This is a genomic window from Burkholderia sp. WP9 (genome assembly GCF_900104795.1).
GTDB lineage: Bacteria > Pseudomonadota > Gammaproteobacteria > Burkholderiales > Burkholderiaceae > Paraburkholderia.
The window spans coordinates 1,132,405-1,157,752 of record NZ_FNTG01000001.1 but is presented as its reverse complement, the minus strand read 5'-3'; the positions used below and the strand labels follow the sequence as shown (position 1 = coordinate 1,157,752).

Below are 25,348 nucleotides of genomic sequence, written 5' to 3'. Positions count from 1 at the left end.
GACTTGGCGAAAAAATAATATTTGGCCAACGCGGTAAACGCGCAACACGCCGCTGACCACCCCGTTTCGCCGGTGGTCAAGGCCCTCGGTCTTGAATAAATTAAATTTATGTAACTATAAAAAAACAACATTATTTTTATAACGACCGTCTTCGTATAGTCGAGCCCAGTTCAAATGCGCCTCACGCCAGGCGCCCTCTTTTCCCGCTACTGGACCACGATGAAACTACTCAAGTTCGCCCCTCTCGCGATCGCCGGCGCGCTCTCCAGCGCCGCGCATGCGCAAAGCAGCGTGACGCTGTATGGCCTGATTTCGGCGGGCGTCGGCTACGCGACGAACCAGGGCGGCAAGAACGCGTGGCAGGCGCTCTCCGGCACCAATCAGAATCCGCGCTGGGGTTTGAAGGGCGTCGAAGATATGGGCGGCGGTATGGCTGCGATCTTCCAGTTGGAGAACGGCTTTAACGTGATGACCGGCACCGCGTCGCAAAACGGCCGCCTGTTCGGCCGCCAGGCGTTCGTCGGGCTCGCCAGCAAGAAGTACGGCACGCTGACCTTCGGCCGTCAGTACGACACGGTGCACGACTATGTCGGCCCCGTGATCATCGCGAGCAATGGCGTGAATATCGGCGACAACGACAACGGCTATAACGACATCCGCGTGCAGAACGCGGTCAAGTACGTCACACCCGACTATCACGGCCTGAAGGCCACCGCCGAATATGGTTTCAGCAACGCGACCGGTTTCGCCAACAACAATGCGTACAGCTTCGGCGCGGGTTACGAGCACGGCCCGCTGAAGTGGAGCGTGGTGTACGCGCAGTACAACAATCCGTACAGCGCGACCAACCAGGACGGCGCGATTTCCAACGACTACGCCTCGTCGCTGCTGATCTTCTCGAAGAGCGCACTGCATCCCGCCGCGTACGCGAGCAAACAGCGCATCTTCGGCACGGGTGGTTTCTATACGATAGGCGCGGCGCAATTCGCGGCGCTCTTCACAGATGTCCGCTACGATTATCTCGACAACTCGCATCTGCATTTGCAGAACTACAACCTGAACCTGAACTACCACGTTACGCCCGCCTTCATTCTCGGCGCCGCGTATGCCTTCACCGACGGCAAATACGACGTGATCAACACGGGGCCCAAATGGCATCAGGTGAATCTGCAGGCCGACTACTTCCTGTCGAAGCGCACGGACGTCGCGCTCACGGTGATCGCACAGCAGGCGGCTGGCGACGCGCAACACGCGCAGATTTTTGCCTACGCCCAATCCACCAGCATCCGTCAGATGATCGCGACGGTCGGCATGCGCCACGCGTTCTGACGATGATGAACGCCTCCGACACGAAACAGGACCGCCGCGCCTTTCTTCGCAAGGCGATGGGCCTCGCGGCCGGCGCTTCAGCCTGGCCGATGCTAGCGGGCGCGGCGGGTTCCGCGAGCGCATCCGCTGCGGCCGATACGGCGAACGGCGCGTCGTCCAGCGCCGGATTGCAGGCCGGCACGCGACGCAGCGTGATTATCGATTGCGATCCGGGCCAGGACGACGCGATTGCGATTCTGTTCGCGCTCGGCGCGAGCGAGCGTCTCGACGTGCGCGCGATCACGACAGTGGCGGGCAACGTGCCGCTCGATCTCACCGAACGCAATGCGCGTATCGTGCGCGACTGGGCCGAGCGCACGCATTCGCTGCCGATTTACGCGGGCTGCCCGCGGCCGCTCACGCGCGAACTGATCACCGCCGCCAACGTGCATGGCAAAACCGGACTCGAAGGCGTGCCGCTGCATGAGCCGCTTGCACCGCTCGCGCCGCAACATGCGGTCGCCTTTCTGATCGACACGCTGCGCGCAGCACCGCCGCACAGCGTGACACTCTGCGCGCTCGGACCGCTGACCAATCTCGCCACCGCGCTCACGGAGGCGCCGGAGATTCGCAACGGCATCCGCGAAATCGTGCTGATGGGTGGCGCTTTTTTCGAGCGCGGCAACATTACGCCTGCCGCCGAGTTCAACATCTACGTCGATCCGCAGGCCGCGCAAATCGTGTTCGCGAGCGGCGTGCCGATCGTGGTGCTGCCGCGCGACGTGGCCGTGAAAGCGCCGATCACGCCGGCGCGCATCGCGCCGATCCGCGCGCTCGGCAATCGCTGCGGCACCATGGCCGCCGACATCATGGCCGCCGAAGTGGCCTATCAGAAAGGCCGACGCGGTATCGAATCCGCGCCGATGTACGACCCTTGCGCGACCGGCTACCTGATCGAGCCGTCCCTGTTCAAGGGACGCGAAGTCAACGTAATGATCGAAACGGTGGGCGAATGGACGCTCGGCGAAACCGTCGTGGACTGGAGCGGCCACAGCGGCCGCAAGCCGAACGCGACGTGGATCACCGAGGTCGACGCGGACGGCTTCTATGCGGCGCTGCGGGCGCGGCTCGCCACGCTGCCGTGAGTTTCGGGTTTAGCGTGCATTTACGCGTGTGCATCGGGACAGGCGTGATGCGAACCGGGCGCGCTGCGTCAGATATGCGCGGCGATCCACTCGCGACACGCTCGCACATGCGGGCCGCGATCGTCGCCGGCGAGCGAGATCAGCGCGATCGAACGGCTCACGCGCGGCTTGTCGAGCCGCAACGCGACCAGTTCCGCGTCGTGCAGATGCATCGTGTAGAGGCTCGGCAGCACGGCGATCGCGAGGCGGTTGCGCACCAGTTCGTACAACGGCTCGGTGTACTCGACGCGGTACGCGACGTTCAGTTGCAAACCTTCCGCGCCACCGGTGCGCTGCAACGCCTCGCTCACGCTGCCGCGCACGAATGCGGCGAGATCGCGGCCGACCAGCTTCGACCACGCGAGGCTCTTCTTCTGCGCGAGCGGGTCGTCGCGCCGCACCACCACGACGATCTGATCCTCGAACAGATCCTGGTAGCGCAGTGCGGCGGCGTCGTCGTCCGGGCTGGACGCATCGGGCTCGTGCACGCCGATGCCGAAATCGGCCGCGCCCTGGCGCACGGCGTCGAGCAACGCGGTGTTCGGCATATCGTTCAACGTGAAGCGCAGCGACGGTTGCTGCGCACGCAACGCGCAGAGCGCGGGCAGCAAGCGCGCCGCGGCCGAGGGAATCAGTCCGATACGCACCGTCTGCACGCGTTCGGCGAAGGTGCTGGCCATGTCGTCGAAAGTGCCGCGCGCCTGGTTGAGCAGGCGTTCCGCGAGCGGCAGGACGCTCGCGCCGGCATGGGTCAATGTCAGCCGATGCGCGGAACGCGCGAACAAGGGCCCGCCGAGCAGGAATTCGATCTGCCGGATCGCCGCGGTCAGCGCGGGTTGCGTCAACGCGAGCGACTGCGCGGCCTGCGTGAAGCTGCGGGCATGCGCTAGCGTGACGAAGTACTGGATTTGCCGCAGCGTGAGCGCGGGCAGCAGGGAAGAACGGTCGGTCATGGAAAGCAATGCATCGACGCAATGCGCAGCAGTATAAATGGCATGGTTACAGGATGAATCAATTGATCAATAACGAATCTTCAAGCGCCGATGCAACGAGCGGCATGTCGCTTGCAAACGGTGGCTGGCTCGGGCGGCGTTTCGCGCTCGGCGCGCGCAAGACCAGCGTGCGGGTCGAGACGATCGCGGGCATCACCTCGTTTCTCGCGGCCGCGTACTTGCTGGTGGTGATTCCGTCACTGCTCGCCGCGGGCGGCATGGATCGCGGCGCGGCCACCACCGCGACGATCCTCGTATTCGTGCTGAGCACGGTGCTGATGGCGCTGTACGCGAACTTGCCGTTTCTGGTCGGACCGGGTATCGGCGGCTCGGTGATTCTCGGCATTACGCTCGCGGGCGAACATGTCGCGTGGCAAACGGGGCTCGGCATCGCGTTCGTCTCCGGCGTGCTGTTTCTGATCCTGACGCTGGTGGGTGCACGCAGTCTGGTGGTGCGGCTGATTCCGGCGCAGATCAAACTCGGGCTCGGCGCATCGATTGGTTTGTTCATCGCGGTGCTCGGCTTTCGCAATGCGGGCATGGTGATCGCCAACGCGAAGACCAATGCGCTCGCGCTCGGCGACTTTTCGCGGCCAGGCACACTCGTCGCGCTGGTCGGACTCGGCGCGGCAGTCGTTCTGCAAGGACGCCGCGTGCCCGGCGCCATTCTGTGGGCGATCCTGATCGCGGCCGCCACGGGCGTGCCGCTCGGCGTCACGCATATGCCAGCGTCGTTTCTGTCGTGGCCGCACAGTATCGCGCCGATCGCGTTCAAACTCGATATCGCCGGCGCGCTGAGCGTCGCGTCCATTCCGTATCTGTTCGTATTCTTCGCAGCCGAATTCTTTTCCACGCTCGGCACCACGCTCGCCGTCGGCGCCAAAGCGGATCTGCTCGACGAAAACGCCAATCTGCCCAATATCAACCGGCCGTTTCTGGTCGATTCGATTGCCGCGACGCTCGGCCCCGTATTCGGCATTCCGGCGCTCACCGCGTTGGTGGAATCGGCGGCGGGTGTGGAAGCGGGTGGCCGCTCCGGCCTGTCGTCGCTCGCCGCGGCCGCCATGTTCGCGCTGATGCTGCTGTTCGTGCCGGTCGCGCTGGCGATTCCGAAAGAAGCGACCGCGCCCGCGTTGATCCTGATCGGCCTGTCGATGTTCAGCACGATCCGCCACACGCATTTCGACGACTTCACCGACTCCCTGCCGGTACTCTCCATGGTGCTGCTCACGCTGATGTCGAACAGCTTCGGCACCGGCATTGCAGGCGGCCTGCTCTGCTACGTCCTTGTCAAACTGCTCGCGGGACGTTTCCGCGAAGTGCCGTGGGGCCTGTATGTGCTGGCCGTGCCGCTCGGCTACTACTTCTATACCGTGGTCAAGCCGCACTGAGCCCCGCGCCTTCGCGCCACGAGTTCACCTTGCATTCGCACTACACTGAGTTTTGCGCACTACCGAATACCATACCGACATGAAAGAGACAATGGGTAACGTGCCCGCATCGCGTCTGAACATCGGGCTGACCGACGCGCATCGCGCCTTCTTCAAGGCACTGCCGAAAGCCGAATTGCACTGCCACCTGCTGGGCGCGGTGCGTCATGAGACGTTTATCGCGCTGGCCGAAAAAAGCCATGCGCCGCTCAGTCGCGAGGAAATCGATTCTTTCTACAAGCGTGGCGAAAAACCGGTCGGCGTGCTGCGCGTGCTGCGCGCGCTCGACGAACATCTGCTCACGCAAGCGGACGATCTGCGCCGTATCGCCTACGAATATCTCGCCGATGCCGCCGCGCATCAGGTTCGTCACAGCGAATTCTTCTGGAATCCTACGGGCACGGTGCGCGTCTCGCACATCGCCTATGCCGATGCGCAAGCGGCAATCGTCACCGCCATTCGCGACGCCGCGCGCGACTTCGGCATCAGCGCGCGGCTGATCCCGAGCATCGATCGCGAAGCCGATCCCGACGAAGCCGTCGCACTGGTCGCCTGGATGTGCGCCAACCGCGCCGACGAAGTGGCGGGCCTCGGCATCGACTATCGCGAGAACGACCGGCCGCCGGAACTGTTCTGGAAGGCATATCGCCACGCGCGCAACGCTGGCTTCAAAACCACCGCGCACGCGGGCGAATTCGGCATGCCGTGGCGCAATGTCGAAACCGCCGTCGATCTGCTGCAGTGCGACCGCATCGATCACGGCTATACGATCGTGGACAATCCGCAACTGGCCGAGCAATATGCCGCGCGGGGCATCGTCTTCACCGTGGTGCCGACCAACTCGTACTACCTGCGTACGCTGGCCCCGGACGTGTGGGCTGAACAACATCCGCTGCGGCGCATGCCGCAACTCGGCCTGAAGATCCATCCGAATACCGACGACCCCACGCTGCACAAAGTGAACCCGAGCGAAGCATGGCAGTTGATGTACAGCCACTTCGGGTTCAGCGTCGCGGAACTGCGGCAATTCATGCTGAACGGGATTGACGGCGCGTGGGTCGACGAGGCCACGCGCAACACGTGGCGCGCGGAGTGGGCGACGGAGTTCGACAAGCTCGCTGCCACGCTGCCCGCCTGATCCGAACACGCGAAGCGGCGCGTTGTATCGCGCACGCGCCGCCTGCGCGCCCTCATTCCCCGATCCACGATCCGCGCAAATCACTGTCGTGCAGCAGCTTCAGCAACGTGCCCGCCGGCCGGCTTAACCGTTTCGCCGCGAGAGCGATGAATTCCACCGACGGCAGCACCGGCAGACTCGCCGTGTTCAGCGGCGGCGCAAGCCCCCGCGCGGCCAGATACTGCGGACGAACCGTGATGCCGAGCCCGCCGCGCGCGGCCGCGATACAACCCGCGTGACTGCTGCTCGTGCACACCAGTTGCCAGCTAAAGCCGGCCTCGGCGAGCGCGTCGAGCACGACGGCCCGCGTCACGCTCGGCTCCGCGACCAGAATCAGCGGCAACGGCTGGCTCAGGTCGACCAGCGTGCCGGCGCGCGCCAGCCACTCCAGCCGACCGGTGAAGAGCGGCACGCCGCGCCGGTCGCCGAGCCGCCGCTTGCCGACCAGCAGATCGATCGCCCCCGCATCGAGCAGTTCGTACAGCTTGCCGGTCATGCCGATAGTGATTTCCAGTTCGACATCCGGATGCGCGTTGCGAAAGGCCGCCAGCACCGTCGGCAGCGGGCCGAGCGCGACATCGTCCGAGGAACCGAGCCGCACGCGGCCTTTCAGACGCGGCGCGCGAAACTGCGACTCCGCCCGCGCCAGCGCCTGCAGAATCACGCTGGCGTGCGCGAGCATGGCTTCGCCGTCGGGCGTCATGGCAAGCGAATGGGTGTCGCGCACGAACAGGCGCCGGCCGACGCTCTCTTCGAGCCTTCGGATGTGTTCGCTGACGCTCGATTGCGTGAGGTCGAGCCGCCGTCCCGCCTCGGTAAAGCTGTGGCACGCGGCGACGGTCGAAAAGGTCTTGAGCCAGATGGGATTGAGCATGAGCCATTGTCGCCTCGCTTATCGGCAAAGTCGATAACAGTCAGCGCCTCTAGTGGGGTTCCCGATTGACGAGGATGTCAATATGATGACGGAATCGCCCCACCGAATGCTCCGGTTCCGGCTGCCGCCCGCTCATGCCGCCGCCCCGCCGCCCGTTAAAGATGACCAAGGATTCTTCCCAGACCGCACTGCTGTGGATCGTCGCCGCCGGCTTTTTCATGCAGTCGCTCGACACGACGATCGTCAATACGGCGTTGCCGTCGATTGCAAACAGCTTGCACGTCGCGCCACTCGCCATGCAGCCGATCGTGGTCGCGTACACCTTGACCATGGCGATGCTCACGCCGGCCTCCGGCTGGCTCGCCGACCGCTTCGGCACGCGGCGCGTCTATTTCGTGGCAATCCTCCTGTTCGTGATCGGCTCGATCTGCTGCGCGAGCGCGCATACGCTCGGCCAGCTGGTGCTGGCGCGCGTGCTGCAAGGTGTGGGCGGCTCGATGCTGCTGCCGATCGGACGGCTCGCGGTCTTACGCAGCGTGACGGGCGAGCAGTACGTGGCGGCACTCGCGTTCATTTCGGTCGCGGGACAACTGGGGCCGATCGCCGGGCCGACGCTCGGCGGCTGGTTCGTGCAGGCGATCACGTGGCACTGGATTTTCCTGATCAATGTGCCGATCGGCGCCGTGGGCCTGTATGCGGTGCAACGCTTCCTGCCGGCGCATGGCGAAACCCAGGCGCCGCCGTTCGACTTCATCGGCTGCGCGCTGCTGTCGCTGTGCATGATCGCGTTTTCGCTCGCTGTCGACGCGCCCATGCCGACGCATCGGCTGGCCTGGTCGGCGGCGCTCTTCGTGCTCGCCGCCGTGAGCGCGCTCGCCTACATTCCGTACGCGAAACGCCGCGCCAATCCGCTCTTCAAGCTTGCGCTCTTTCGCGAGCCGAATTTCAGCGTCGGTCTGATCGGCAACCTGGTGTGCCGCATCGGTTCGAGTGCCGTGCCGTTCCTCGTGCCCTTGCTGCTGCAATTGCAACTGGGCTATTCGCCGCTGCATTCGGGGCTGATGATGCTGCCCGCGGCGCTGGCCGGCACCGTCGCCAAACGCTGGATCGCGCCGCTCGTGCGCCGTTATGGCTATGACACGTTCCTGCTCGTCAATACCGTGATCGTCGGCTCGTCGATCGTGGCCTTTGCACTGATCACGCGCGACACGCCGCTCGTGGTCGGGATCGCGATTCTGGCGGTGTTCGGGGCGTCCAACTCCATGCAATTCGCGGCGATGAACAGCGTCACGCTCAAAGACCTCTCGCATGCCGACGCCGGCAGTGGCAACAGCCTCTTTTCCATGGTGCAGATGCTCGCGATCGGGCTGGGCGTGTCGATCGGCGGCGGCCTCGTGAATCTCTTTTCCGCGCAAGTGGGATCGGCCGCGCTCGGGTTTCGGCTCGCCTTCGTGTGTGTCGGCGTGATCACGCTCGTATCGGCCTGGGTGTTTCGTCACCTCGACGAAACACCTGCCTCGCGCACCGTGCGCGCGCAAGCGACCCAAGGCGCGGGCCGCTGACGGGACCATCGGCGGCGCGCGCAATAAAAATACGCGCGATTCCGCGTTGTCCGCTATTCCATCCAAGTATGCCCAATGCATGACGAGAGCCGCATGTTCCTGTTGCATCGGACGAGCTCATGCAGATTGACGCCCGCAGCGTGATTGACGCGGTAGCGCGGCTGTCATTCCACTCATGACATGACATCATTCGTCCGCCTTACCAGGCGGCGTTTCCCCGTTTTGGCGCGTGAATTCAAACGGACTTTCGCGTTAGCATGTCACGCATTAATGCATAACAAAGGACTCTCACATGCCATTTGACGAGCGCATGCTGAACGGCATGGGCGTCTTGACGGCGATCGTCGATTGCGGCAGTTTTGCGGCCGCTGGCGAAGCGCTCGACATGTCGCAATCCGGGGTCAGCCGTTCGGTCGCACGGCTCGAAGCGCGGCTCGGCATCCGGCTTTTCGATCGCACCACGCGCTCGGTCGCGTTGACCGACGAAGGCCGGCGCTTCTACGAACAGATCGTGCCGCTTCTGGGCGGACTCGAAGAAGCCGCGGCATCCGCCGCGCAGGGCGCGACCGCTGTTCGCGGACGTTTGCGCGTGAACATGGATCCGTTCTTTTCGCGGCTCGTGCTTGGGCCAAGGCTGGGCGGGTTTGTCGACCGGCACCCCGACCTGCAGCTCGAACTGATCACCCGCGACCAGTTGGGCGATATGGTCGCCGACGGTTTCGATCTCGCGATCCGTTTCGGCGATCCGCCAGTATCGACGCTGATTGCCCGCAAGCTGCTGGACACACGGATTCTCACCGTGGCCGCGCCGTCGTATCTGAAGAAGCATGGGCATCCGGTGAATCCGGCCGAACTCGAAAGCGGCAAGCATGTGTGCATCAAATTCCGCGATCCGCTGACGGGCTACCCGTTCAGCTGGGAATTTCATCGCGGCCGCAAAAAGACCGTGATTACGCCGCAAGGCCGTTTGACCGTCAACGACGTGGGCACCTTGCATAGTGCCTGCGCAGCCGGTCAGGGCGTCGCGCAGATTCTCGCGCTCGGCGCCGAATCGCTCATGGCGAGCGGCAAACTGGTCGAGCTCTTTCCGGATTGGGGCGACGAGCTGTATCCGCTGTATGCGCTCTATCCTTCGCGGCATCATCCGCCCGCAAAGGTCCGTGCGTTTTTCGAATTTGTCGTTTCGCTCACGGGCGGCGCGCCGCGCGAACCGGCGGCCTGAGTCTCGCTTCGGCGACGTTTGCGCGGCACGCCGTGCCGCGTCAGGAAATCGTGTAGCGGTTTTGCGGGCCGCCGAGATACAGCCCGCGAGCGAGCGTCAGGATTTGCTCGCGATGCCGGTCGAACGCCGCAAGCACGGCCGGTTCGTCGGCGCCCACACTGGGGCTCAGATTAGAAATCACCGAACGGGTGACGACGAAAGCGATTTCGCGCGCATTGTCGTAGCCCCAAAAATTGACGCAGTGGTGCGAGGCGTCATAGCTGCGGCTTGGGTTCGGGAAGTTGAGGGACATTTCGTACTCCCGCGAGAAAGGGTTCTCGTCCACGGTGCGCTGAATGACGGGCATGGTCAAGCGCTTGTTTGTAAGTGTGGAGGTCAGCGTGTTCTAGAGTTGGCCTTGCGCTGCAAGGCTTGCGCTTTTTCGTTCGACGGCAGTCACCGGAGATGCGCGTCGCGCTCGCGTGGTCATCCTCCGGTAACACACGGCGCCCTGTCCGAGGTGTTTTCATCGTTATGGCAATCCGCCTCAATGGGTTGCAACGCAGCGTCCCTTAAACATAACGAAATGCCCTATGACAAACTCCGTCTCCGATTTTCGCATTCCGTCCGGGAACGCACCCGGCAGGCTGCCGAGCCAGCACAACGCTGTCGCCCCGAAGCTCGCAACCGTGGCGCCGAAAGACACGACCACGCCGGCCGAATTCGCCCAAACCATGCTGAACAAGTATGACGGTGGCAACCAATCGATCAACTACGCAAACGACACGAAAGTCACGCAAGCTCAGGAATCGACGACGAACCTGCTGACGACCGGCTACCCGCGAGGCTTCGCTAACGCGCGGATACGTCTGGAGGGTCTCGCGGCCGCTACGGCGCAGATGGACGAGGAAACCCGTGAGGGCTTCGCCGCGCGGGCGAAAGCCGTGATCGGCGAACCGGACGCCCAACGTGACGCCGCTATCCAGCAACTTAAAGCAGACGTGATTTCCCAGCTGGAGCAGACTCGCGCCGATCCGCTCAAACGCATGAATGCCGTGTTCAATATGCCGACTGGCGCCGGGCTGCTCGGCGACGCCGGCACGCAACGCTTGCAGCAGTTGCGCGACCAGTACAGCGCATTCAGCGCACCGGCCGCGACAGCGCAGCAACGCGAGGCCAGCTTCGCGCAGGCCGTCAAGATCAAGACTGATATGCAGCGCGATATCCTCAACAAGGCTGGCGACGTCTACGCGGCGACTCAGAAGTCATGGAACGATTCGGCCGCCCGCGTGAACGACATTCTCGACGCGGCGCAGCAGTACAAGCCTGACAAAATCAAACTGCCGAAAACCTCAGACGATCCCGACTGGGATGACGATACGCGCAAGCCCGCCTATGCGAAGACCTTCCCGTACCAGTCGGTAATGGAGAAGCTGCTTTCCGACGACGGCTATTCGAGCCAGGAGCGCGCCACATCATCGGCGCGTCAGCGCCCGCCTGAGCAGATCGCGCAAGATCTGCTGACGTTCCAGCAGGGCATGGCGGATCCAGGCTCGTCGATACATCGTCGCATGCAGGCCTTGCAGGACCAGGCGCTGAAGACGATGGACAAGCCCGGAGAGGGCCTGAGCCACGTTGAAAAGCAGACCTTCGAGGACGTCGCCAACAATCCACCTGCACCCGACAAGGACTACGTCGACAATCTCGCGAAGAACTACGGCGGCGCGCTCAAGGACATCGACGGGAAAAACCGCGAAATGCTGCGCGAGGCTATTCCCGACCTTGCGGACAAGATTCTCTACGGCGTTGGCCGCGTGTTCGCCGACCTGTCGCCGATCCCGGGCGCGGACTGGCTGGCGACCAGGTTGCTCGATGCCGAATTTCCCGATCATGGCGGATTGAGCCGTGGACAGGTGGGCCTGATCGACGCCGGAACGGCAATCGGCGGCCTGTTGCTCGGCGGTCTGGGACCCGAAGGGGAACACCTCCCCGGCGTCGGCGAGCACCCTTCGTCCACTGGCGGCGCGCTCCACCCCGAGCCGTCTGCGTCGCTGCCCGCCGGTTCGGTGGATGTGTTCGAGCGCAATTTCGCGGGCAGCGGCAGCGAGACGAAAGACCCGAGCCCCACCGGATCCGCCCATCAACACGCGCCGGATACGCCCGTGCTGCCGTCGCGCTACGCGGCACAACCTTCAGGCACGTTGCAGCCGGACCCAGCGCACGCCGGAGTCCTGATCGATTCGAAGGGGCAGAGGTACATTCAGGATCACGGCCAGAGCTATCCGGTGCGCTAAGACACGGCCAACCAGACGTGGCGCGTCGTGCAACCAGACAAACCGGCCGAGCCGGGCGTGCCGATCGAGCGTCGGCCGGACGGCAGCTGGAAGCCGCATGACGCTGTCGGCCTGCGAGGCGGCGGAAACGAGTCCAGAGACCGACACACTGCCGTGGGCGACGAGCAGAAGGCCTACCAGATCCAGCAGGCACATCAGACATTGGCTCACTTGCAAACGCAACTGCAAACCGTCACGCAGGATGTGCTGTCGACCGCGCGAAGGCTCGAGGAGATACGCGGGCTTCAAACAACCACGGAACAACGGAAGGCGGACCTGCTGCAGCGGAAAAATCAGACAGAACAGGAGAGCGCCAACCTGATCGCCCAGCTTCAACAACTCGAAAGCACAGGTCAGCCTCACGACCCGCAAGTGGACATGCGCATTCGCGAGCTCCGTGATCGAAGGCAAACCATTCGCGCGGAGCTCACCCGCTTCAACGATGATATGGCGAAACTGAGAGGGGAGTTGAACACTCTACTGCCCCAAATCCACCAACTCAACGACCGGCGGCACCAATACCAGCAAATGGAAAGACAACTTCAGACGCAGATCGGGGTAGCGCAGTTTGAACTGAGCCAGTTGCTGCACTAGTCAGCGGCAGCCGATGCGGCAGCACTGGCCGCATCGGTTGCCCCGCCGACAGGCTCGCGTTTCACCGCGCTGTCGGCGGTGTTGCCTCACACCACCTCCTCCAGCAACTCCCGCACAGCCGCCCTCGCCTCGCGCGCCAGTTCCTTGAGATCGACACCGTCGATCCCGTCATCGGCCACCACGCGCTTTCCAGCAGCAAACAGTGCCGCGAGCGATGGCCTGCCGCCCGACGCCACCGGCCCGATCGCCGGATCGTGCAAGCCGAAATAGCGCGGGTCGTCGAGCCGATATACCGCGAGATCCGCGGCGAAACCCACCGCAATCCTGCCCACTTCGTCGAGGCCCATGATCCGCGCGCCACCCGCCGTGCCCCAGTGAATCACATCGGCCACACTCGCGGCGTTCGCGCCGCCTTCGAAACTCCCGCCGCGAAACGTGGGCTGCGCGAGCATGCCGCGCCGCGCGCGTTGCGCGAGCCATGTCATGTGTACTTCGGAGATCATGTCGGCCGCTTCGTTCGACGCCGCTCCGTCGACGCCGATCGACACCGGCACCCCCGCATCGGCCATTTCGCGCACCGGACAAATGCCGCTGCCGAGGCGCCCGTTGCTCTGCGGACAATGGGCGACGCCCGTGCCGGTTTGCGCCAGCAGCGCGATCTCGTCGGCATCGACCTTGACGAGATGCGCGTACCAGACGTCGCTGCCTAGCCAGTCGTGCTCGCCGCAAAATGCAACCGGCGATTGCCGGTACATCGCATGCGCGCTGTCCTGGTAGCCCACCGTCTCCGAGAGATGGCTATGCAGACGCAGACCGAGGCGGCGCGCCACCGCCGCCGTCGCGCGCATTTCGGCAGGCGAGATCGAATACAGCACGGTGGTCGGCGCCATCACGACACGCTGCATCGCGCGCGGCGACGCGTCGTGGAAACGGGTGGCGAGCCGTTCGATATCGGCGATGTAGGCGTCGAGTGTTTCAGGGCGCAACGCGGTCGGCAGTTCGGCCTCGAGCTGGCGCGTTTGCGTCGCGCCGCCGCGCAGCAACACGAAACGCAAGCCGAGCTTCCCGGCCTCTTCGAAGAGAATCGCCGAACTGTCGAAGGGCATGTTCGGGTAGTACACGTAGTTGTGGTCGGCCACCGTCGCGCAGCCCGAGCGCGCCAGTTCGATCAGGCCGATGCGCGCCGCGAGCCGGAAGCGCCGCTCGTCGAAGAGCGCCCGGAAGCGATACGGCGTCGCGGCGAGCCACGGCGTGAGCGTGGCGTCCAGTCCCGCCGTGTCGCCCTTGAGCAGCGACTGGAACAGATGATGATGCGTGTTGACCCATGCCGGATAGACGACGCAATCGGTGGCGTCGACGATCGTCTCGCCCGGCCGCGGGGTGAGCGCGCCGATCGCTTCAATCGTGTCGCCGACAATGCGAATGTCAGGACCGCTCACGCGCGCGGGATCGTCGGCCGAGCCGCGGCCGCCGGTCATGATCGCCGCCGCGTTGCGGATCAGCGTGCCAGGTGTCGTGTGCTGTGTTGTGTCGTGTGTCGTCATAAGTTCGAGCGAGAGTGTGAAGCTGAGTTCGAGACCGCGTCATTCAAAGCTGGCTGTCGTGCCAGCCGCGCAAACCCGCGCGCGACACCCACGCCGTGATGGCGAACAGCACCACGCCCGTCACGGTGATCAGCAGCAGCGCCGCGAACAGACGCGGAATATTCAGCTGAAAACCCGCCTGCAAGATCTGATAGGCGAGCCCCGCGCCGCTGCCGCCCGTACCAGCGACGAACTCCGCCACCACCGCGCCGATCAGCGACAACCCGCTCGAAATGCGCAGGCCGCCGAAGAAATACGGCAACGCGCTCGGAATCCGCAAACGCACCAACGTCTGCCAGCGGGTCGCCCGATTGATCCTGAAGAGGTTGATCAAGCCGGGGTTCACGCTGCGCAAGCCAAGCACCGTGTTCGAGATGATCGGGAACAACGCCACCAGCGTCGCGCACAAGACCAGCGCGACGTTCATGTCCTTGACCCAGATGATGATCAACGGCGCGATCGCCACGACCGGTGTGACCTGCAACAGGATCGCGTAGGGAAAGAGGCTCGCCTCGATCAGTGGACTCTGCACGAACAGCAACGCGATGACGACGCCCAGCACCGTGGCCAGCGCAAACGCCAACAGGGTGATCTTCAGGGTCGCGAGCAGGCTGCCGAACAGCAGCGGCCCGTCCTGCACCAGCTCGCTCACGATCGCCGACGGCGACGGCACCAGATACGCCGGCACCTTCATCACCACGCACCAGGCTTGCCAGCACGCCAGCACCACGACGCCGACCACCCACGGCGCGATGGCCTTCATCACGCCGGGGCGTTGCAACCACGGCTGCCGCTGGGAACTGGTAGCCGGCCTCGCAGCGGATTTCGCACGCTGCCCTGCGCCCTGCGCTGCAGCCGCAGCTGCCGCAGTCGGCGACGCGGCAGCCGCCCCGCGTCCCGACTTGCCCGAATGACCCGCAAGCACTTCGCCCGTCATGATTGCACTCCTGTTTCTTCGTTCGCCAACGACGCGCGATGCGCATCGGTAATCAACTCCGAGAGCGTCTTGCAATGCTGCATGAACGGCTCGCTGACGCGATAGGCGTCGTCGCGTTCGAGCGGACCGTCGATCGGCACTTCGGCGATGATGCGGCCCGGCCGCGCCTGCATCACGACCACGCGGCTCGACAGATACACCGCCTCGTAAATGCTGTGCGTGACGAACACCACCGTCATGCCGCGCCGCTGCCACAACGCGCGCAAATCGCTGTCGAGGCGGTTGCGGGTGAATTCGTCGAGCGCGCCGAACGGCTCGTCCAGCAGCAGCAGATCCGGCTCGGTCACGAGCGCACGCGCCAGGGACGCGCGCATCTGCATGCCGCCCGACAATTCACGCGGCAGCACGTGGCCGAATTTCGCGAGCCCCACGCCGTCGAGCGCAGCGGCCACGCGCGCGTCGGCTTCGCGCCGCGGCACACGCGCGAGATCGAGCGGCAAACGCACGTTGTCGGCGACCGTGGCCCACGGCATCAGCGTCGCCTCCTGAAACACCATCGACATGCGCCGGCCCGGCGAGCCGACCGTCTCGAACGCTTGCCCCCACCAGCGCAGATGGCCGTGCGTGGGCGTTTCGATGCCGGCAAACATTTTCAGCAGCGTGCTTTTGCCGCAACCCGACGGGCCGAGCAGCGAAACGAACTCGCCGGGTTCGATGGCGAGGCGCACGTCCTCCAGTGCGATCGTGCCGTTCGCATAGCGCTTGTCGACGCGCTGCACCGAGAGCGACGGCGCGGCCACGTCAGCGATAAAGGCTTGAGTCGCCGCCATGATCATTCCTCCACGTGAAGGGGCAATACTTCGCGAAATACTTCGGACTCTCCATGATCGTTCAGCAGCTTGAGCAGCATGCGGCGCATCAGCAAGCCGGGCTGATCCGATTCCATATGGCACTCCTGCTGACGCCGCACGTCGATGCACGCGTCGTAGTCGGTGGCTTCGAGAATGTCGCGGTCTTCGTCGGTGATCGGGCGATCCCAGTCGATCAGTTCCTGCGTCGAACACGCGTCTTCGGTGTCGTTGCGATAGAGCCATTGCGACAGCATCAGCGTGCGGTCGTCGATCGGCGTCGCGCAGTTGTAGATGATGTGATGGATACCGCTCGCCGGATACACGCAGCCAAAGCGCCGCGCGAACGGCATGAACCAGCGGTTGATCAGATGCCGCTCGGTGACTTCCTCGGTCGTGCCGGTGATGCGGTAGCTCGCCGGCGGATTGCGCACGGGCACATGCGTCTCGGCTTCGAAGCCCCAATCGTGCGGACGGAATTCGTACTTCGACGGTTTCGGATTGTCGAACAGGCCGAAGTTGCCTTTATGCACAAAGCTGAAATGCGAGTTGTCGAACGAGTTTTCCATCATGCGCAGCGGACTCGTTTCCCAACGCTCGTAAAACTGCAGAATGCGGCGATAGCCGGGCGCACCGTCTTCGGGAAACTCGGGAATGGGCTGCAACGGGTCCTCTAGCGCGACCCACGCGTAGCCGTAGCGTTCTTCGCAGCGATATGACGGCACCACGGCGCGCGACGGAATCGCGCCGCCGCCGTTCTGCGGAATTTTCACGCATTGGCCCGAGCAGTCGTAGGTCCAGCCGTGATAGCCGCAGGCGATATTGCCATCGCTATCGACGAATCCCTTCGACAGTTTCGCCGTGCGATGGCAGCAACGATCGCGCAACGCGTGCGGCTTGCCGCCCGCGCCTTTCCATAACACGATCGGCTCGCCGAGCAAGGTGAAGGGCTGCGGTCCGGCGTCGAGTTGCGCCATCGGCATGATGGCGTACCAGAAGCGGCGCAGGACGTTTTGACGGGTGACCAGCATGTGATGCTCCTTCTTTCAGGCGTTCAGGCGTTTGGGCGAGCTGCGATGTCTGCGTGGAGGGCCGGCCTCAAGGCATCACCTTCGCGTTCTGAATGAATTGCAGCGTGTAGGCCGCGTGATAGTCGGTAGCGGGCTTGAGCAGTTTCGCGTCGACCATGTAATCGAAGGTCTTTTTCCAGCGCGCGTCGGTCATGGTGCCGATGCCTTGCGTGGCCGCATCGCCGCCGGTTACGAGCTTGAGTTTCTTCAGTTGCGCCACGCCGTAGGCGAGTTGCGCGTCGCTCATCTGCGGGTTGTCTTTCTTGATCAACGCATTGCCCGGTGCGGGATCGTTCAGATAGCTCTTCCACCCTTCCATCGACGCCTTCACGAAACGCGCCACGACGTCCGGCTTGTTTTTCATCGTGTCGCGCATCGTGACGATGGTCGAGTTGTACGGCGGATAGCCGTCATCGGCGAACAGGAAGAAGTGCGCGTTCGCATGAGCCTGCTCCGCCTGGAACGTTTCCGACGACGGATACGCCTGCATCGCCACGTTCGGATCGGCAAAGAATGGTTGCAGGTTGAAGGTGTACGGACGCGCTTGGGCCTCGGTGTAGCCGTACTTCGCCTTCAGCCACGGCCACCACGTCGTGCGGCCCGAACCGGCGACGAGGATCGTCTTGTTCTTCAGGCCGGCGAGACTGGTCACGTCGGCGTGGGTCATCATGCCTTGCGGGTCGTACTGGAACGCGGCGGCCACGGTGGTGACGGGAATGCCGGCTTCCACGCTGGAGAGCACCTGGAAGTCGTAGCCGAGCAGAAAGTCCGCCTGCCCGCCAGCCAGCAACTGCATGCCGTTGACCTGCGGACCGCCCATTTTGATCGTGACGTCGAGCCCGTATTTCTTGTAGATGCCGGTCGCGACGGCCTGATAGAAACCGCCGTGCTCGGCTTGCGCATACCAGCTCGTCAGCAGGCTGACGTGATCGTCGGCGTGAGCCGGCGGCGCAACGAATACGCCGAGCGCAGCGCCGGCCAGGACGGCGGCGCTAGCGGCACGGGCCGCGATTGAATGAGCGGACACTGCAATGCGGGAGAGAAGATGCAACACGCGCATGACTGAACTCCGTGTGAATGTGGGAAGAGTTGGGATCGTGAGAAGGCAAGGCCGGATGCCGTACAAGGAACGGGCGATGTGACTGCCACGCTGCACGCATGCTGGCTCGATACGACGCGTGGGCAGGGATGAACGCAAAAACGAACGCAAAAGCGAACCCACAAGCGAACGCAGCTCGCCGCGTGTGATTGCGGTGATGCACAACAGTCGGGTGAATATTCGGGGCAACTGCATCGCACGCTCCTTGTTGTCGGAACCGGACAGTTCCGTTCAAACGTCGAATTGCTTCGACGTGGGCGCACGATGCGCCCCAAGAGCAATGCCCCACGGTGACCGGCATGGACATGCCGGCTCGCTAGCCGCTTCTACTCTGATTTTCCTTTAAGCGAATGTTGTGCCAGCTGCTGCGAAGCAGCATGCCACGCGTGCAGTGGGCGTTCAGGCGCCATGCGTCAGCGGCGGCCGCGTCGCACTGGCGTACGGCTGCACTCGGGCGATGCGCGCCGGCACTGCGCAGGTGCAGATAAGGCGCGAATGCTTCGCTCGTGGCGCGCCGGATCGTGAGCCGGGCCTGCCGCTTGCTGCATCGAACATGTCATCCAATCAGGAGAGAAACATGAGCGAAACCAAAGTGCGTGGCGATCAGAAACCGGCTGACATGGAACATCCGCAGCCGGTCGTACACAGCGACAACGAGAAAAGCAAGCTGCCGGAACGCGACGACGAGGGCCGCAATCAGTCGCCCGCAGACCGTCCGGGCAAAAAACCCGGCGAGGGAGAACCCTCGGTTAGTTGAAATCGTGCGTGTTGGAGGGCGAGCGGCTTTGCTGCTTTTTTTCAGCGAAGCCGCATAAATATTCCCCTTCAGCGCGCTTTCATACGGCAAACATTTCTTCCTTATTTTTACCGATTATTTTTTTGGTGTGATGGACTATTTTTCTGCTTGCAGCGACGTGTGCGTCAAGCGGACCAGCTGCCGCCCCTCAACAGATAACAAAGGCGACGCTTATGTCCATCACTTCGACCCCCTCCACCCACCCCAAGGTTTCCATCTGTCTGCCCACTTGCGACCGCCCTGATCTGCTCATGACGTGCATCGACTCGTGCCTGACGCAAAGCTACGGCAATCTGGAAATCCTGATCGGCGACGATTCGGCGGACAGGCGCACGGAGCGGTTGATCACAACGCGTTATGCACGCGAGCCACGCGTGCGCTATATGAGGAATCAGCCTTCCCTCGGCCAGGCGCGCAACGTCGCGAACCTGTTCAGGCGGGCGAGCGGCGACAAGATTCTGCTGATCCACGACGACGATCTGCTCACCACGGACGGCGTCGAAAAACTCGTGTCGTTATGGACGCTGCATCCGCGACTCGAGGTGGCATTCGGCGATCAGTACGAAGCCGATCATGGCGGCGCCATCGATTTCGCGGCGAGCGCGAAGCTGAACGCGGCGTTTCGACGCTCGAAGGCTGTCGAGGGCCTGCAATCCCTGCCGGGTAGAACCGGCCTCATTCAGATGTTCCCGAACAACGGCTGGATGGCCAACGCCGAACTCGTGAAACGGATCGGCTACAAAGACACGTACGGCGTGTGCTGCGACTTCGTGTTTGGCACCGAGCTGTGTCTCGCGGCGCGCGAGGTCTTCTACCTGCACGACTACGTGTCCGTGTATCGCAAGACGGCAAGCTCGATCTCGCACAGCACGCGCGGCACGACGGCCGCGGCGACGCTCTGCGCGTATGCGTACGTCAAGGCATTGAAGCTGCCGGCGCAACTCGAGCCGTCGCGCAGATTGGCGTTGCGCCGTCTCGCGCCGATCGTGGTGTCGGCTCACGCGAAGAACCGTCAGGCGCTCGCCGGATTCAAGGTCGCCTTCGCCCATCTGTTCGCGTACCGCTATGGGCTGAACGCGCGGCTTTACTACCATCTTCTGATGCTCGCGCGTGGCGCGTTGAGCGCGCCCCAGCAGGCCGTGGCGGCGGCCGCGGTCGCCGCGGTGGCTACGGCGCCCGCGTTGGGCGTGGATCCGGCCGCTGTCGTGAAGGAGTTGGTCCCGGAGTTCGCGAGCGATCGATCGGAGCCGGTGTAACGCGGCGCTGGCGCTGAACGCCGGTCGGCGCGGGGCGATAAGCGGGTTTTCTGCTAAGCATCCGCTGCTAAGCAAACGCGTATTTGTTGCTTGGTCTCACGCAGCACGCTGACTAGGATAGGTGTGATCCATCACCAGACCTGAGGCGATACGCCATGTCCGACAGTGCCTGTTTCAAGCCGCGTGTGATCGAACCGGTCGTCGTCAACCAGCCTGAAGGATTGGGGCTTGCAGTGGAGTTGTGGCTCGCGCAATCCGTCGACGGAATCACCGGGCGGGCGCTGCAGATTCACCTGCGCAGCGGCGCGAAAATGGCGCAGGCCGAAGCGCTGCGCGATCTGCTGCACGCGTTGGGCACCGAGATCATCGTGGCGTGAGCGTGCTCCGCGCGGTCGATACGCCTTCCGCTCAAAGCGTTAAGGCCGCGAAAACGGCGCTCCGGATCTCCCTGGAACGCCGCTCGCGAACCGCTTCGGTCGTGCCTAACGGTGCGTTATGGTGCTTTGCAGATTCAAGGCTCGTGCCGCAAATACCCTTCTTTCGACGGATCGCGCATACGCAGCGAGACGATGCCGGCAATCGCGCAGAGCGCAGTGACGTACCAGTAGAACGTGGACTCGCTGCCCGCCTGCTTCAACCACAGCGCGACATACTCCGCCGAGCCGCCGAAGATCGCATTGGCCACCGCATACGACAACCCCACGCCCAGCGCGCGCACTTCCGGCGGGAACATTTCCGCCTTGATCAGACCGCTGATCGACGTGTAGAAGCTCACAATGGCAAGCGCCAACACCACGAGGCCAAATGCCGCATACGGGCTCGTCACGTCTTTTAGCGCATGCAGCAACGGCACCGTGCCGACGGTCGCGAAAAACCCGAAGAACAGCATGGACCGGCGGCGGCCGATGCGGTCGGACAACGCACCGAACGCCGGCTGCATCACCATATACACGAACAGCGCCGCAGTCATCACGTTGCTGGCCGTCTTGGCATGCATGCCTGCCGTGTTGACCAGGTACTTCTGCATGTACGTCGTGAACGTGTAGAAAATCAGCGAGCCGCCGGCCGTGAAACCGAGCACGGTCATGAACGCGCCTTTATGCACCCACAGTCCGCGCAACGTGCCCGCTTCCTTGCGATGACGCGTCTCGGCCGTGGTGGTTTCGTCGAGCGATTTACGCAGATACAGCGCGATCAAGGCCGCCAGCGCGCCGATCACGAACGGCACGCGCCAGCCCCACGCCTTCAGCTCTTCGGTGGAGAGCGTTTGTTGCAGCACCACCAGCACGAGCAGCGCGCACAACTGCCCACCGATCAGCGTCACGTACTGGAACGACGCAAAAAAGCCGCGCCGCCCCTTGAGCGCGACTTCACTCATATAGGTCGCGCTGGTCCCATATTCGCCACCCACCGACAACCCCTGGAACAGCCGCGCAACCAGCAGCAGCGCCGGCGCGAGCGCGCCGATCTGTGCGTAGGTCGGCAGCAGCGCGATCACCAGCGACCCGCCGCACATCATGAACACCGACACCATCATGGCCATGCGGCGGCCGTGCTTGTCGGCGAGACGGCCGAAGAACCAGCCGCCGATCGGACGCATCAGGAAGCCTGCCGCGAACACGCCGGCGGTGTTGAGCAACTGCGTGGTCGGATTGCCACTCGGGAAGAACGCCGGCGCGAAGTACAGCGCGCAGAACGAATACACGTAAAAGTCGAACCACTCGACGAGATTGCCCGATGAAGCGCCAACGATCGCGAAGATGCGGCGCCGTGTGTCGTGAGCCGAAGCCACGGTTTGGTCGGTTAGGTCGGTCATGCTTGTTCTCTTTCCTTGTCTTTGAACGGAGGTAACGGTCGTGGCGCCGCCTTCACAACGCGCGAGCCGAGATGCCGTGGCGGCACGCTTCGCACGTGCGCGAATTTTACAGAAGTGCAAGGGAAAGATGGTGGTTTGTCAGGCCGCGATAAAAAAGCCCCTGCCAGTCTCACGATTGGCAGGGGCTTCTCACAGATCACGCTAGTGTCCAAACGACCGCGGCTTCAGGAAGGCGTCACACCCTTACCGCCGGCGGTACATAGCGGCACTCGTAACGCTTGCGGACCGTGCCGTTCTCATCGACGCTTTCCAGGTAGACGTCGAATTGCCACAGGCGCGCCATATGCTTGAGCACTTCGTCACTGTCACCGGAAAGATGCCGGTTGTCGCTCATGAAATGCCGTAGCGTCAAACTCCGGTCGCCGCGCGTATTCACCGCCCACACCTGAATGTTCGGCTCGCGATGATGCATGTCGTACTGCCGCGACAACGCCTGGCGCACGTACTGATAACCGCTGTCGTCGTGAATCGCCGAGACTTCGAGCGCGTCGCGCATATCGTCGTCGAGCACCGAGAAGAGGCGCATTTCACGAATCAGATGCGGCGACAGATACTGCGCGACAAAACTCTCGTCCTTGAAGTTGCGCATTGCATAGTGCATGGCCGGTAGCCACGGGCTGCCCGCGAGTTCCGGGAACCACTTGCGGTCCTCTTCCGTGGGCGCTTCGCAAATCCGGCGAATGTCGCTCATCATCGAAAAACCGAGCGCGTACGGATTGATGCCGCTGTAATACGGTTTGGTGACGGGCGGCTGGTAGACCACATTGCTGTGCGAATGGAGAAACTCCATCATGAAGCCGTCTTCCAGCTTGCCCTGGTTGTACATTGTGTTGAGCAACGTGTAGTGCCAGAACGTGGCCCAGCCTTCGTTCATTACCTGAGTTTGCCGTTGCGGATAAAAATACTGGCCGACCTTGCGCACGATGCGGATGACTTCCCGCTCCCACGGCTCCAGCAACGGCGCGTTCTTCTCCGCGAAATACAGCAGATTCTCCTGCGGCTCCGGCGGATAGCGCTCCTCGATTTCCTCCGGCAGCGGCGTATGCCGGGTCGGCAAGGTGCGCCACAGTTCATTGACCTGGGACTGCAAATAAGCCTCGCGTTCGCGGCGCGCCGCGAACTCCTTTTCGAGCGAGAGCTTTTGCGGACGCTTGTAGCGGTCTACACCGTAGTTCATCAACGCGTGGCACGAGTCGAGCAATTCTTCGACCCGGTCGAGCCCGAAGCGCTCCTCGCACTCGGCGATGTAATTCTTCGCGTAGACGAGGTAATCGATAATGGCATGCGCATCCGTCCACAACCGGAACAGATAGTTGCCCTTGAAAAACGAGTTGTGCCCGTAAGCCGCGTGGGCGATGACGAGCGCCTGCATCGTCATCGTGTTCTCTTCCATCAGATACGCGATGCAGGGATTGGAATTGATGACGATCTCGTACGCCAGCCCCATCTGCCCGCGACGGTAGCTCTTTTCGGTAGAGAGAAAGTGTTTGCCGAACGACCAGTGACGGTAGTTCACCGGCATACCGACGGACGCGTACGCATCCATCATCTGTTCGGCGCTGATGAGTTCGAGCTGGATCGGATACACGTCGAGTTCATATTGCTCTGCAACACGGGCAATATGCGAGTCGTACTCTTCGATCAATTCGAATGTCCAGTCGGACGGGCACGGCAGAGGCCGTCTATCGGCTACGTTCATACGGACTTCCCTTTGCCCCACGTTGGGCGTTCCGGTGTGTCCCCGTGCTGCAGCGGTGTCGACTGCTCCGGCCGTGGCGGCTCCCGTATCGTCCGCCTTCGCCTCGGCATGCCCCGACTGTTGCTGCTGCGGCACGCCTTTCCCGCGTTCCGGCGCGCCGTTCTCTGGCTCGCCGCGCGCTTCGTTGTGCGGGGGCTTGTTCGTCATGAATTAGCCGCCTGCTTTTCAAACAATTCACGAAACACCGGATAAATGTCAGCCGCGGTCTCGACCTTCTTCATCGCCATGTGCGGCTGGCTCAGGGCTAACTGCGCATATTCCAGCCACAAGTTCTGCTCTTCCGGCGTCACCTGAATATACGCAAAATAGCGCACCTTCTCCAGGATGTCATCAGAGAGAATCTTGCGGCACTTTGGCGAGTCGTCGGTCCAGTTGTCGCCGTCCGAAGCCTGAGCGCCGTAAATATTCCATTCAGTCGGTGAATAGCGTTCGTCCATCACCTTCTGCATCAACTCCAGCGCGCTCGACACGACCGTGCCGCCGCTTTCGGTCGAGTGGAAGAAGGTGTCTTCGTCGACTTCCTCGGCGCGCGTATGGTGGCGAATGAACACCACTTCGATCTTCTCGTAGTTTCGCTTGAGAAACAGATACAGCAGAATGAAGAAGCGCTTGGCGAGATCCTTACGCTGCTCGTCCATGGAACCGGACACATCCATCAGACAGAACATCACCGCCTGACTGGAAGGCGTGGGCTGCTTCACACGGTTCACATAGCGCAAATCGAACGGATCGATAAACGGAATCCGCCAGATGCGCCCACGCAGATGGTGAATTTCCTCTTCGAGCAGTTTGATTTCGTCGCGACGATCGTCGGGATCGGCTTTCATCACCTCCAGTTGCCGTTCCATCTCGTGCAACTGGTTGACGAGCGGCGCACCGAGCGCGATGCGGCGGCCGAGGGCGCTGCGCAGCGAACGGACCACGTCGATATTGTTCGGCGTGCCTTCGGCGGCCCAGCCCGCGCGGATGCTTTTCCACGTGGGCACGGCCATCAGATGGGTTTTGACGAGACGCGGCAGTTCGAGGTCGTCGAAGAAATACTGCATGAATTCTTCGCGGCTCAGCTCGAACACGAAGTCGTCCTGACCCTCGCCTTCGTTGCTGGCCTGGTTGCCCCCGCCTCCACCGCCGCCGCCTTGCGGGCGCTGGATCTTGTCGCCGCGGATATAGTCGGCATTGCCCGGATGCACCATTTCCCGCTTGCCGCCGGGGCCATGCCGGAACGACGGTTCCGCAATGTCCTTGCGCGGGATCGTGATGCTCTGGGTGTTCTGAATATCCTTGATGCTGCGGTCGCGCACCGCTTCCGAAACGGCGCGACGAATATAGTTCTTTACGCGACGCAAAAAACGCTCGCGATTCGCAATGCTCTTGTTTTTGCCTGCCAACCTGCGGTCGATGATTTGATGAAGCACGCCCGGTCTCCGATCCCATGCAGCTGCACTAATTTCGGGTGCGCGAGACGCACG

Annotated in this window: 22 protein-coding genes; 11 read left to right on the top strand and 11 right to left on the bottom strand. The window is 63.0% G+C overall.

Annotated elements, in window-relative coordinates:
* Positions 1-219 precede the first annotated feature (219 nt).
* Both BLW71_RS05210 and BLW71_RS05205 read left to right on the top strand, forming a co-directional pair.
* Positions 220-1,329: a porin gene (locus BLW71_RS05210; protein WP_091793795.1), complete on the top strand. Its 1,110-nt coding sequence runs from the start codon at positions 220-222 to the stop codon at positions 1,327-1,329.
* Positions 1,330-1,418: 89 nt separating this feature from the next.
* Positions 1,419-2,453, top strand: coding sequence for a nucleoside hydrolase (locus BLW71_RS05205; protein WP_091800449.1), 1,035 nt, complete (start codon positions 1,419-1,421; stop codon positions 2,451-2,453).
* A gap of 68 nt (positions 2,454-2,521) precedes the next feature.
* On the opposite strand, the gene BLW71_RS05200 is transcribed toward BLW71_RS05205, so the two are convergent.
* Positions 2,522-3,445 (bottom strand): LysR family transcriptional regulator, encoded by a 924-nt coding sequence (locus BLW71_RS05200; protein WP_091793794.1) that lies wholly within the window; start codon positions 3,443-3,445, stop codon positions 2,522-2,524.
* A 104-nt stretch (positions 3,446-3,549) separates the two neighbouring features.
* Between BLW71_RS05200 and BLW71_RS05195 the strand changes: the two genes are divergently transcribed.
* Both BLW71_RS05195 and add read left to right on the top strand, forming a co-directional pair.
* Positions 3,550-4,875, top strand: coding sequence for an NCS2 family permease (locus BLW71_RS05195; RefSeq protein WP_091800446.1), 1,326 nt, complete (start codon positions 3,550-3,552; stop codon positions 4,873-4,875).
* Positions 4,876-4,954: 79 nt separating this feature from the next.
* Positions 4,955-6,052, top strand: a complete 1,098-nt coding sequence (gene add, locus BLW71_RS05190) for an adenosine deaminase (protein ID WP_091793792.1) — start codon at positions 4,955-4,957, stop codon at positions 6,050-6,052.
* Positions 6,053-6,104: 52 nt separating this feature from the next.
* On the opposite strand, the gene BLW71_RS05185 is transcribed toward add, so the two are convergent.
* Positions 6,105-6,965, bottom strand: a complete 861-nt coding sequence (locus BLW71_RS05185; RefSeq protein WP_091793791.1) for a LysR family transcriptional regulator — start codon at positions 6,963-6,965, stop codon at positions 6,105-6,107.
* Positions 6,966-7,126: 161 nt separating this feature from the next.
* Here BLW71_RS05185 and BLW71_RS05180 point away from each other — a divergent pair, with 161 nt between their 5' ends.
* On the top strand, positions 7,127-8,527 hold the full coding sequence (locus BLW71_RS05180) for a DHA2 family efflux MFS transporter permease subunit (protein ID WP_091800443.1): 1,401 nt from the start codon (positions 7,127-7,129) through the stop codon (positions 8,525-8,527).
* Between the two features lie 292 nt (positions 8,528-8,819).
* Positions 8,820-9,749, top strand: a complete 930-nt coding sequence (locus BLW71_RS05175) for a LysR family transcriptional regulator (protein ID WP_091793789.1) — start codon at positions 8,820-8,822, stop codon at positions 9,747-9,749.
* Between the two features lie 40 nt (positions 9,750-9,789).
* On the opposite strand, the gene BLW71_RS05170 is transcribed toward BLW71_RS05175, so the two are convergent.
* Entirely contained in the window at positions 9,790-10,041 is a 252-nt protein-coding gene (locus BLW71_RS05170) for a DUF1488 family protein (protein ID WP_091800441.1), read from the bottom strand.
* Between the two features lie 280 nt (positions 10,042-10,321).
* Here BLW71_RS05170 and BLW71_RS05165 point away from each other — a divergent pair, with 280 nt between their 5' ends.
* Both BLW71_RS05165 and BLW71_RS42125 read left to right on the top strand, forming a co-directional pair.
* Positions 10,322-12,022 (top strand): hypothetical protein, encoded by a 1,701-nt coding sequence (locus BLW71_RS05165; protein WP_286161934.1) that lies wholly within the window; start codon positions 10,322-10,324, stop codon positions 12,020-12,022.
* 27 nt (positions 12,023-12,049) lie between these two features.
* The gene (locus BLW71_RS42125; protein WP_286161933.1) at positions 12,050-12,655 is read left to right on the top strand and encodes a GumC domain-containing protein; all 606 of its coding nucleotides are present in this window, start codon (positions 12,050-12,052) and stop codon (positions 12,653-12,655) included.
* Positions 12,656-12,741: 86 nt separating this feature from the next.
* On the opposite strand, the gene BLW71_RS05160 is transcribed toward BLW71_RS42125, so the two are convergent.
* The 5 genes from BLW71_RS05160 to BLW71_RS05140 all read right to left on the bottom strand — a co-directional run bounded on the left by BLW71_RS05160 (position 12,742) and on the right by BLW71_RS05140 (position 18,153).
* Positions 12,742-14,199, bottom strand: a complete 1,458-nt coding sequence (locus BLW71_RS05160; RefSeq protein WP_091793788.1) for an isoxanthopterin deaminase — start codon at positions 14,197-14,199, stop codon at positions 12,742-12,744.
* A 43-nt stretch (positions 14,200-14,242) separates the two neighbouring features.
* Entirely contained in the window at positions 14,243-15,001 is a 759-nt protein-coding gene (locus BLW71_RS05155; RefSeq protein ID WP_091800438.1) for an ABC transporter permease, read from the bottom strand.
* A 170-nt stretch (positions 15,002-15,171) separates the two neighbouring features.
* Positions 15,172-16,005, bottom strand: a complete 834-nt coding sequence (locus BLW71_RS05150; protein ID WP_091793787.1) for an ABC transporter ATP-binding protein — start codon at positions 16,003-16,005, stop codon at positions 15,172-15,174.
* Between the two features lie 2 nt (positions 16,006-16,007).
* Entirely contained in the window at positions 16,008-17,054 is a 1,047-nt protein-coding gene (locus BLW71_RS05145; RefSeq protein ID WP_091793786.1) for a Rieske 2Fe-2S domain-containing protein, read from the bottom strand.
* Positions 17,055-17,121: 67 nt separating this feature from the next.
* A complete protein-coding gene (locus tag BLW71_RS05140) occupies positions 17,122-18,153 on the bottom strand; it encodes an ABC transporter substrate-binding protein (protein ID WP_091793784.1) in 1,032 nt (343 codons plus the stop codon).
* 616 nt (positions 18,154-18,769) lie between these two features.
* Between BLW71_RS05140 and BLW71_RS05135 the strand changes: the two genes are divergently transcribed.
* The 3 genes from BLW71_RS05135 to BLW71_RS05125 all read left to right on the top strand — a co-directional run bounded on the left by BLW71_RS05135 (position 18,770) and on the right by BLW71_RS05125 (position 20,621).
* Positions 18,770-18,949 (top strand): hypothetical protein, encoded by a 180-nt coding sequence (locus BLW71_RS05135; protein WP_177204973.1) that lies wholly within the window; start codon positions 18,770-18,772, stop codon positions 18,947-18,949.
* A 212-nt stretch (positions 18,950-19,161) separates the two neighbouring features.
* The gene (locus BLW71_RS05130) at positions 19,162-20,244 is read left to right on the top strand and encodes a glycosyltransferase family 2 protein (RefSeq protein ID WP_091793782.1); all 1,083 of its coding nucleotides are present in this window, start codon (positions 19,162-19,164) and stop codon (positions 20,242-20,244) included.
* Positions 20,245-20,399: 155 nt separating this feature from the next.
* Positions 20,400-20,621 (top strand): hypothetical protein, encoded by a 222-nt coding sequence (locus tag BLW71_RS05125; RefSeq protein WP_091793780.1) that lies wholly within the window; start codon positions 20,400-20,402, stop codon positions 20,619-20,621.
* Positions 20,622-20,755: 134 nt separating this feature from the next.
* Here BLW71_RS05125 and BLW71_RS05120 read toward each other — a convergent pair whose 3' ends face one another.
* The 3 genes from BLW71_RS05120 to BLW71_RS05110 form a co-directional block, all read right to left on the bottom strand.
* On the bottom strand, positions 20,756-22,060 hold the full coding sequence (locus tag BLW71_RS05120; protein WP_091793778.1) for an MFS family transporter: 1,305 nt from the start codon (positions 22,058-22,060) through the stop codon (positions 20,756-20,758).
* Positions 22,061-22,295: 235 nt separating this feature from the next.
* Positions 22,296-24,026 (bottom strand): SpoVR family protein, encoded by a 1,731-nt coding sequence (locus BLW71_RS05115; protein WP_091793776.1) that lies wholly within the window; start codon positions 24,024-24,026, stop codon positions 22,296-22,298.
* Positions 24,023-25,294: a YeaH/YhbH family protein gene (locus BLW71_RS05110; RefSeq protein WP_091793773.1), complete on the bottom strand. Its 1,272-nt coding sequence runs from the start codon at positions 25,292-25,294 to the stop codon at positions 24,023-24,025. Before BLW71_RS05110 ends, BLW71_RS05115 begins: the two co-directional genes overlap by 4 nt.
* Between the last annotated feature and the right edge of the window lie 54 nt (positions 25,295-25,348).

Excerpts from the sequence above, each read along its gene's own strand:
- BLW71_RS05140 (WP_091793784.1), bottom strand. The coding sequence starts at position 18,153 with ATGCGCGTGTTGCATCTTCTCTCCCGCATTGCAGTGTCCGCTCATTCA.
- BLW71_RS05160 (WP_091793788.1), bottom strand. The coding sequence starts at position 14,199 with ATGACGACACACGACACAACACAGCACACGACACCTGGCACGCTGATC.
- BLW71_RS05125 (WP_091793780.1), top strand. The coding sequence starts at position 20,400 with ATGTCCGACAGTGCCTGTTTCAAGCCGCGTGTGATCGAACCGGTCGTC.
- BLW71_RS05195 (WP_091800446.1), top strand. The coding sequence starts at position 3,550 with ATGTCGCTTGCAAACGGTGGCTGGCTCGGGCGGCGTTTCGCGCTCGGC.
- BLW71_RS05120 (WP_091793778.1), bottom strand. The coding sequence starts at position 22,060 with ATGACCGACCTAACCGACCAAACCGTGGCTTCGGCTCACGACACACGG.
- BLW71_RS05115 (WP_091793776.1), bottom strand. The coding sequence starts at position 24,026 with ATGACGAACAAGCCCCCGCACAACGAAGCGCGCGGCGAGCCAGAGAAC.
- BLW71_RS05135 (WP_177204973.1), top strand. The coding sequence starts at position 18,770 with ATGAGCGAAACCAAAGTGCGTGGCGATCAGAAACCGGCTGACATGGAA.
- BLW71_RS05185 (WP_091793791.1), bottom strand. The coding sequence starts at position 6,965 with ATGCTCAATCCCATCTGGCTCAAGACCTTTTCGACCGTCGCCGCGTGC.
- BLW71_RS05170 (WP_091800441.1), bottom strand. The coding sequence starts at position 10,041 with ATGTCCCTCAACTTCCCGAACCCAAGCCGCAGCTATGACGCCTCGCAC.
- BLW71_RS05130 (WP_091793782.1), top strand. The coding sequence starts at position 19,162 with ATGTCCATCACTTCGACCCCCTCCACCCACCCCAAGGTTTCCATCTGT.
- BLW71_RS05210 (WP_091793795.1), top strand. The coding sequence starts at position 220 with ATGAAACTACTCAAGTTCGCCCCTCTCGCGATCGCCGGCGCGCTCTCC.
- BLW71_RS05205 (WP_091800449.1), top strand. The coding sequence starts at position 1,419 with ATGCTAGCGGGCGCGGCGGGTTCCGCGAGCGCATCCGCTGCGGCCGAT.
- BLW71_RS05175 (WP_091793789.1), top strand. The coding sequence starts at position 8,820 with ATGCCATTTGACGAGCGCATGCTGAACGGCATGGGCGTCTTGACGGCG.
- BLW71_RS05145 (WP_091793786.1), bottom strand. The coding sequence starts at position 17,054 with ATGCTGGTCACCCGTCAAAACGTCCTGCGCCGCTTCTGGTACGCCATC.
- BLW71_RS05180 (WP_091800443.1), top strand. The coding sequence starts at position 7,127 with ATGACCAAGGATTCTTCCCAGACCGCACTGCTGTGGATCGTCGCCGCC.
- BLW71_RS05155 (WP_091800438.1), bottom strand. The coding sequence starts at position 15,001 with ATGAAGGCCATCGCGCCGTGGGTGGTCGGCGTCGTGGTGCTGGCGTGC.
- add (WP_091793792.1), top strand. The coding sequence starts at position 4,955 with ATGAAAGAGACAATGGGTAACGTGCCCGCATCGCGTCTGAACATCGGG.
- BLW71_RS05150 (WP_091793787.1), bottom strand. The coding sequence starts at position 16,005 with ATGGCGGCGACTCAAGCCTTTATCGCTGACGTGGCCGCGCCGTCGCTC.
- BLW71_RS05200 (WP_091793794.1), bottom strand. The coding sequence starts at position 3,445 with ATGACCGACCGTTCTTCCCTGCTGCCCGCGCTCACGCTGCGGCAAATC.
- BLW71_RS05165 (WP_286161934.1), top strand. The coding sequence starts at position 10,322 with ATGACAAACTCCGTCTCCGATTTTCGCATTCCGTCCGGGAACGCACCC.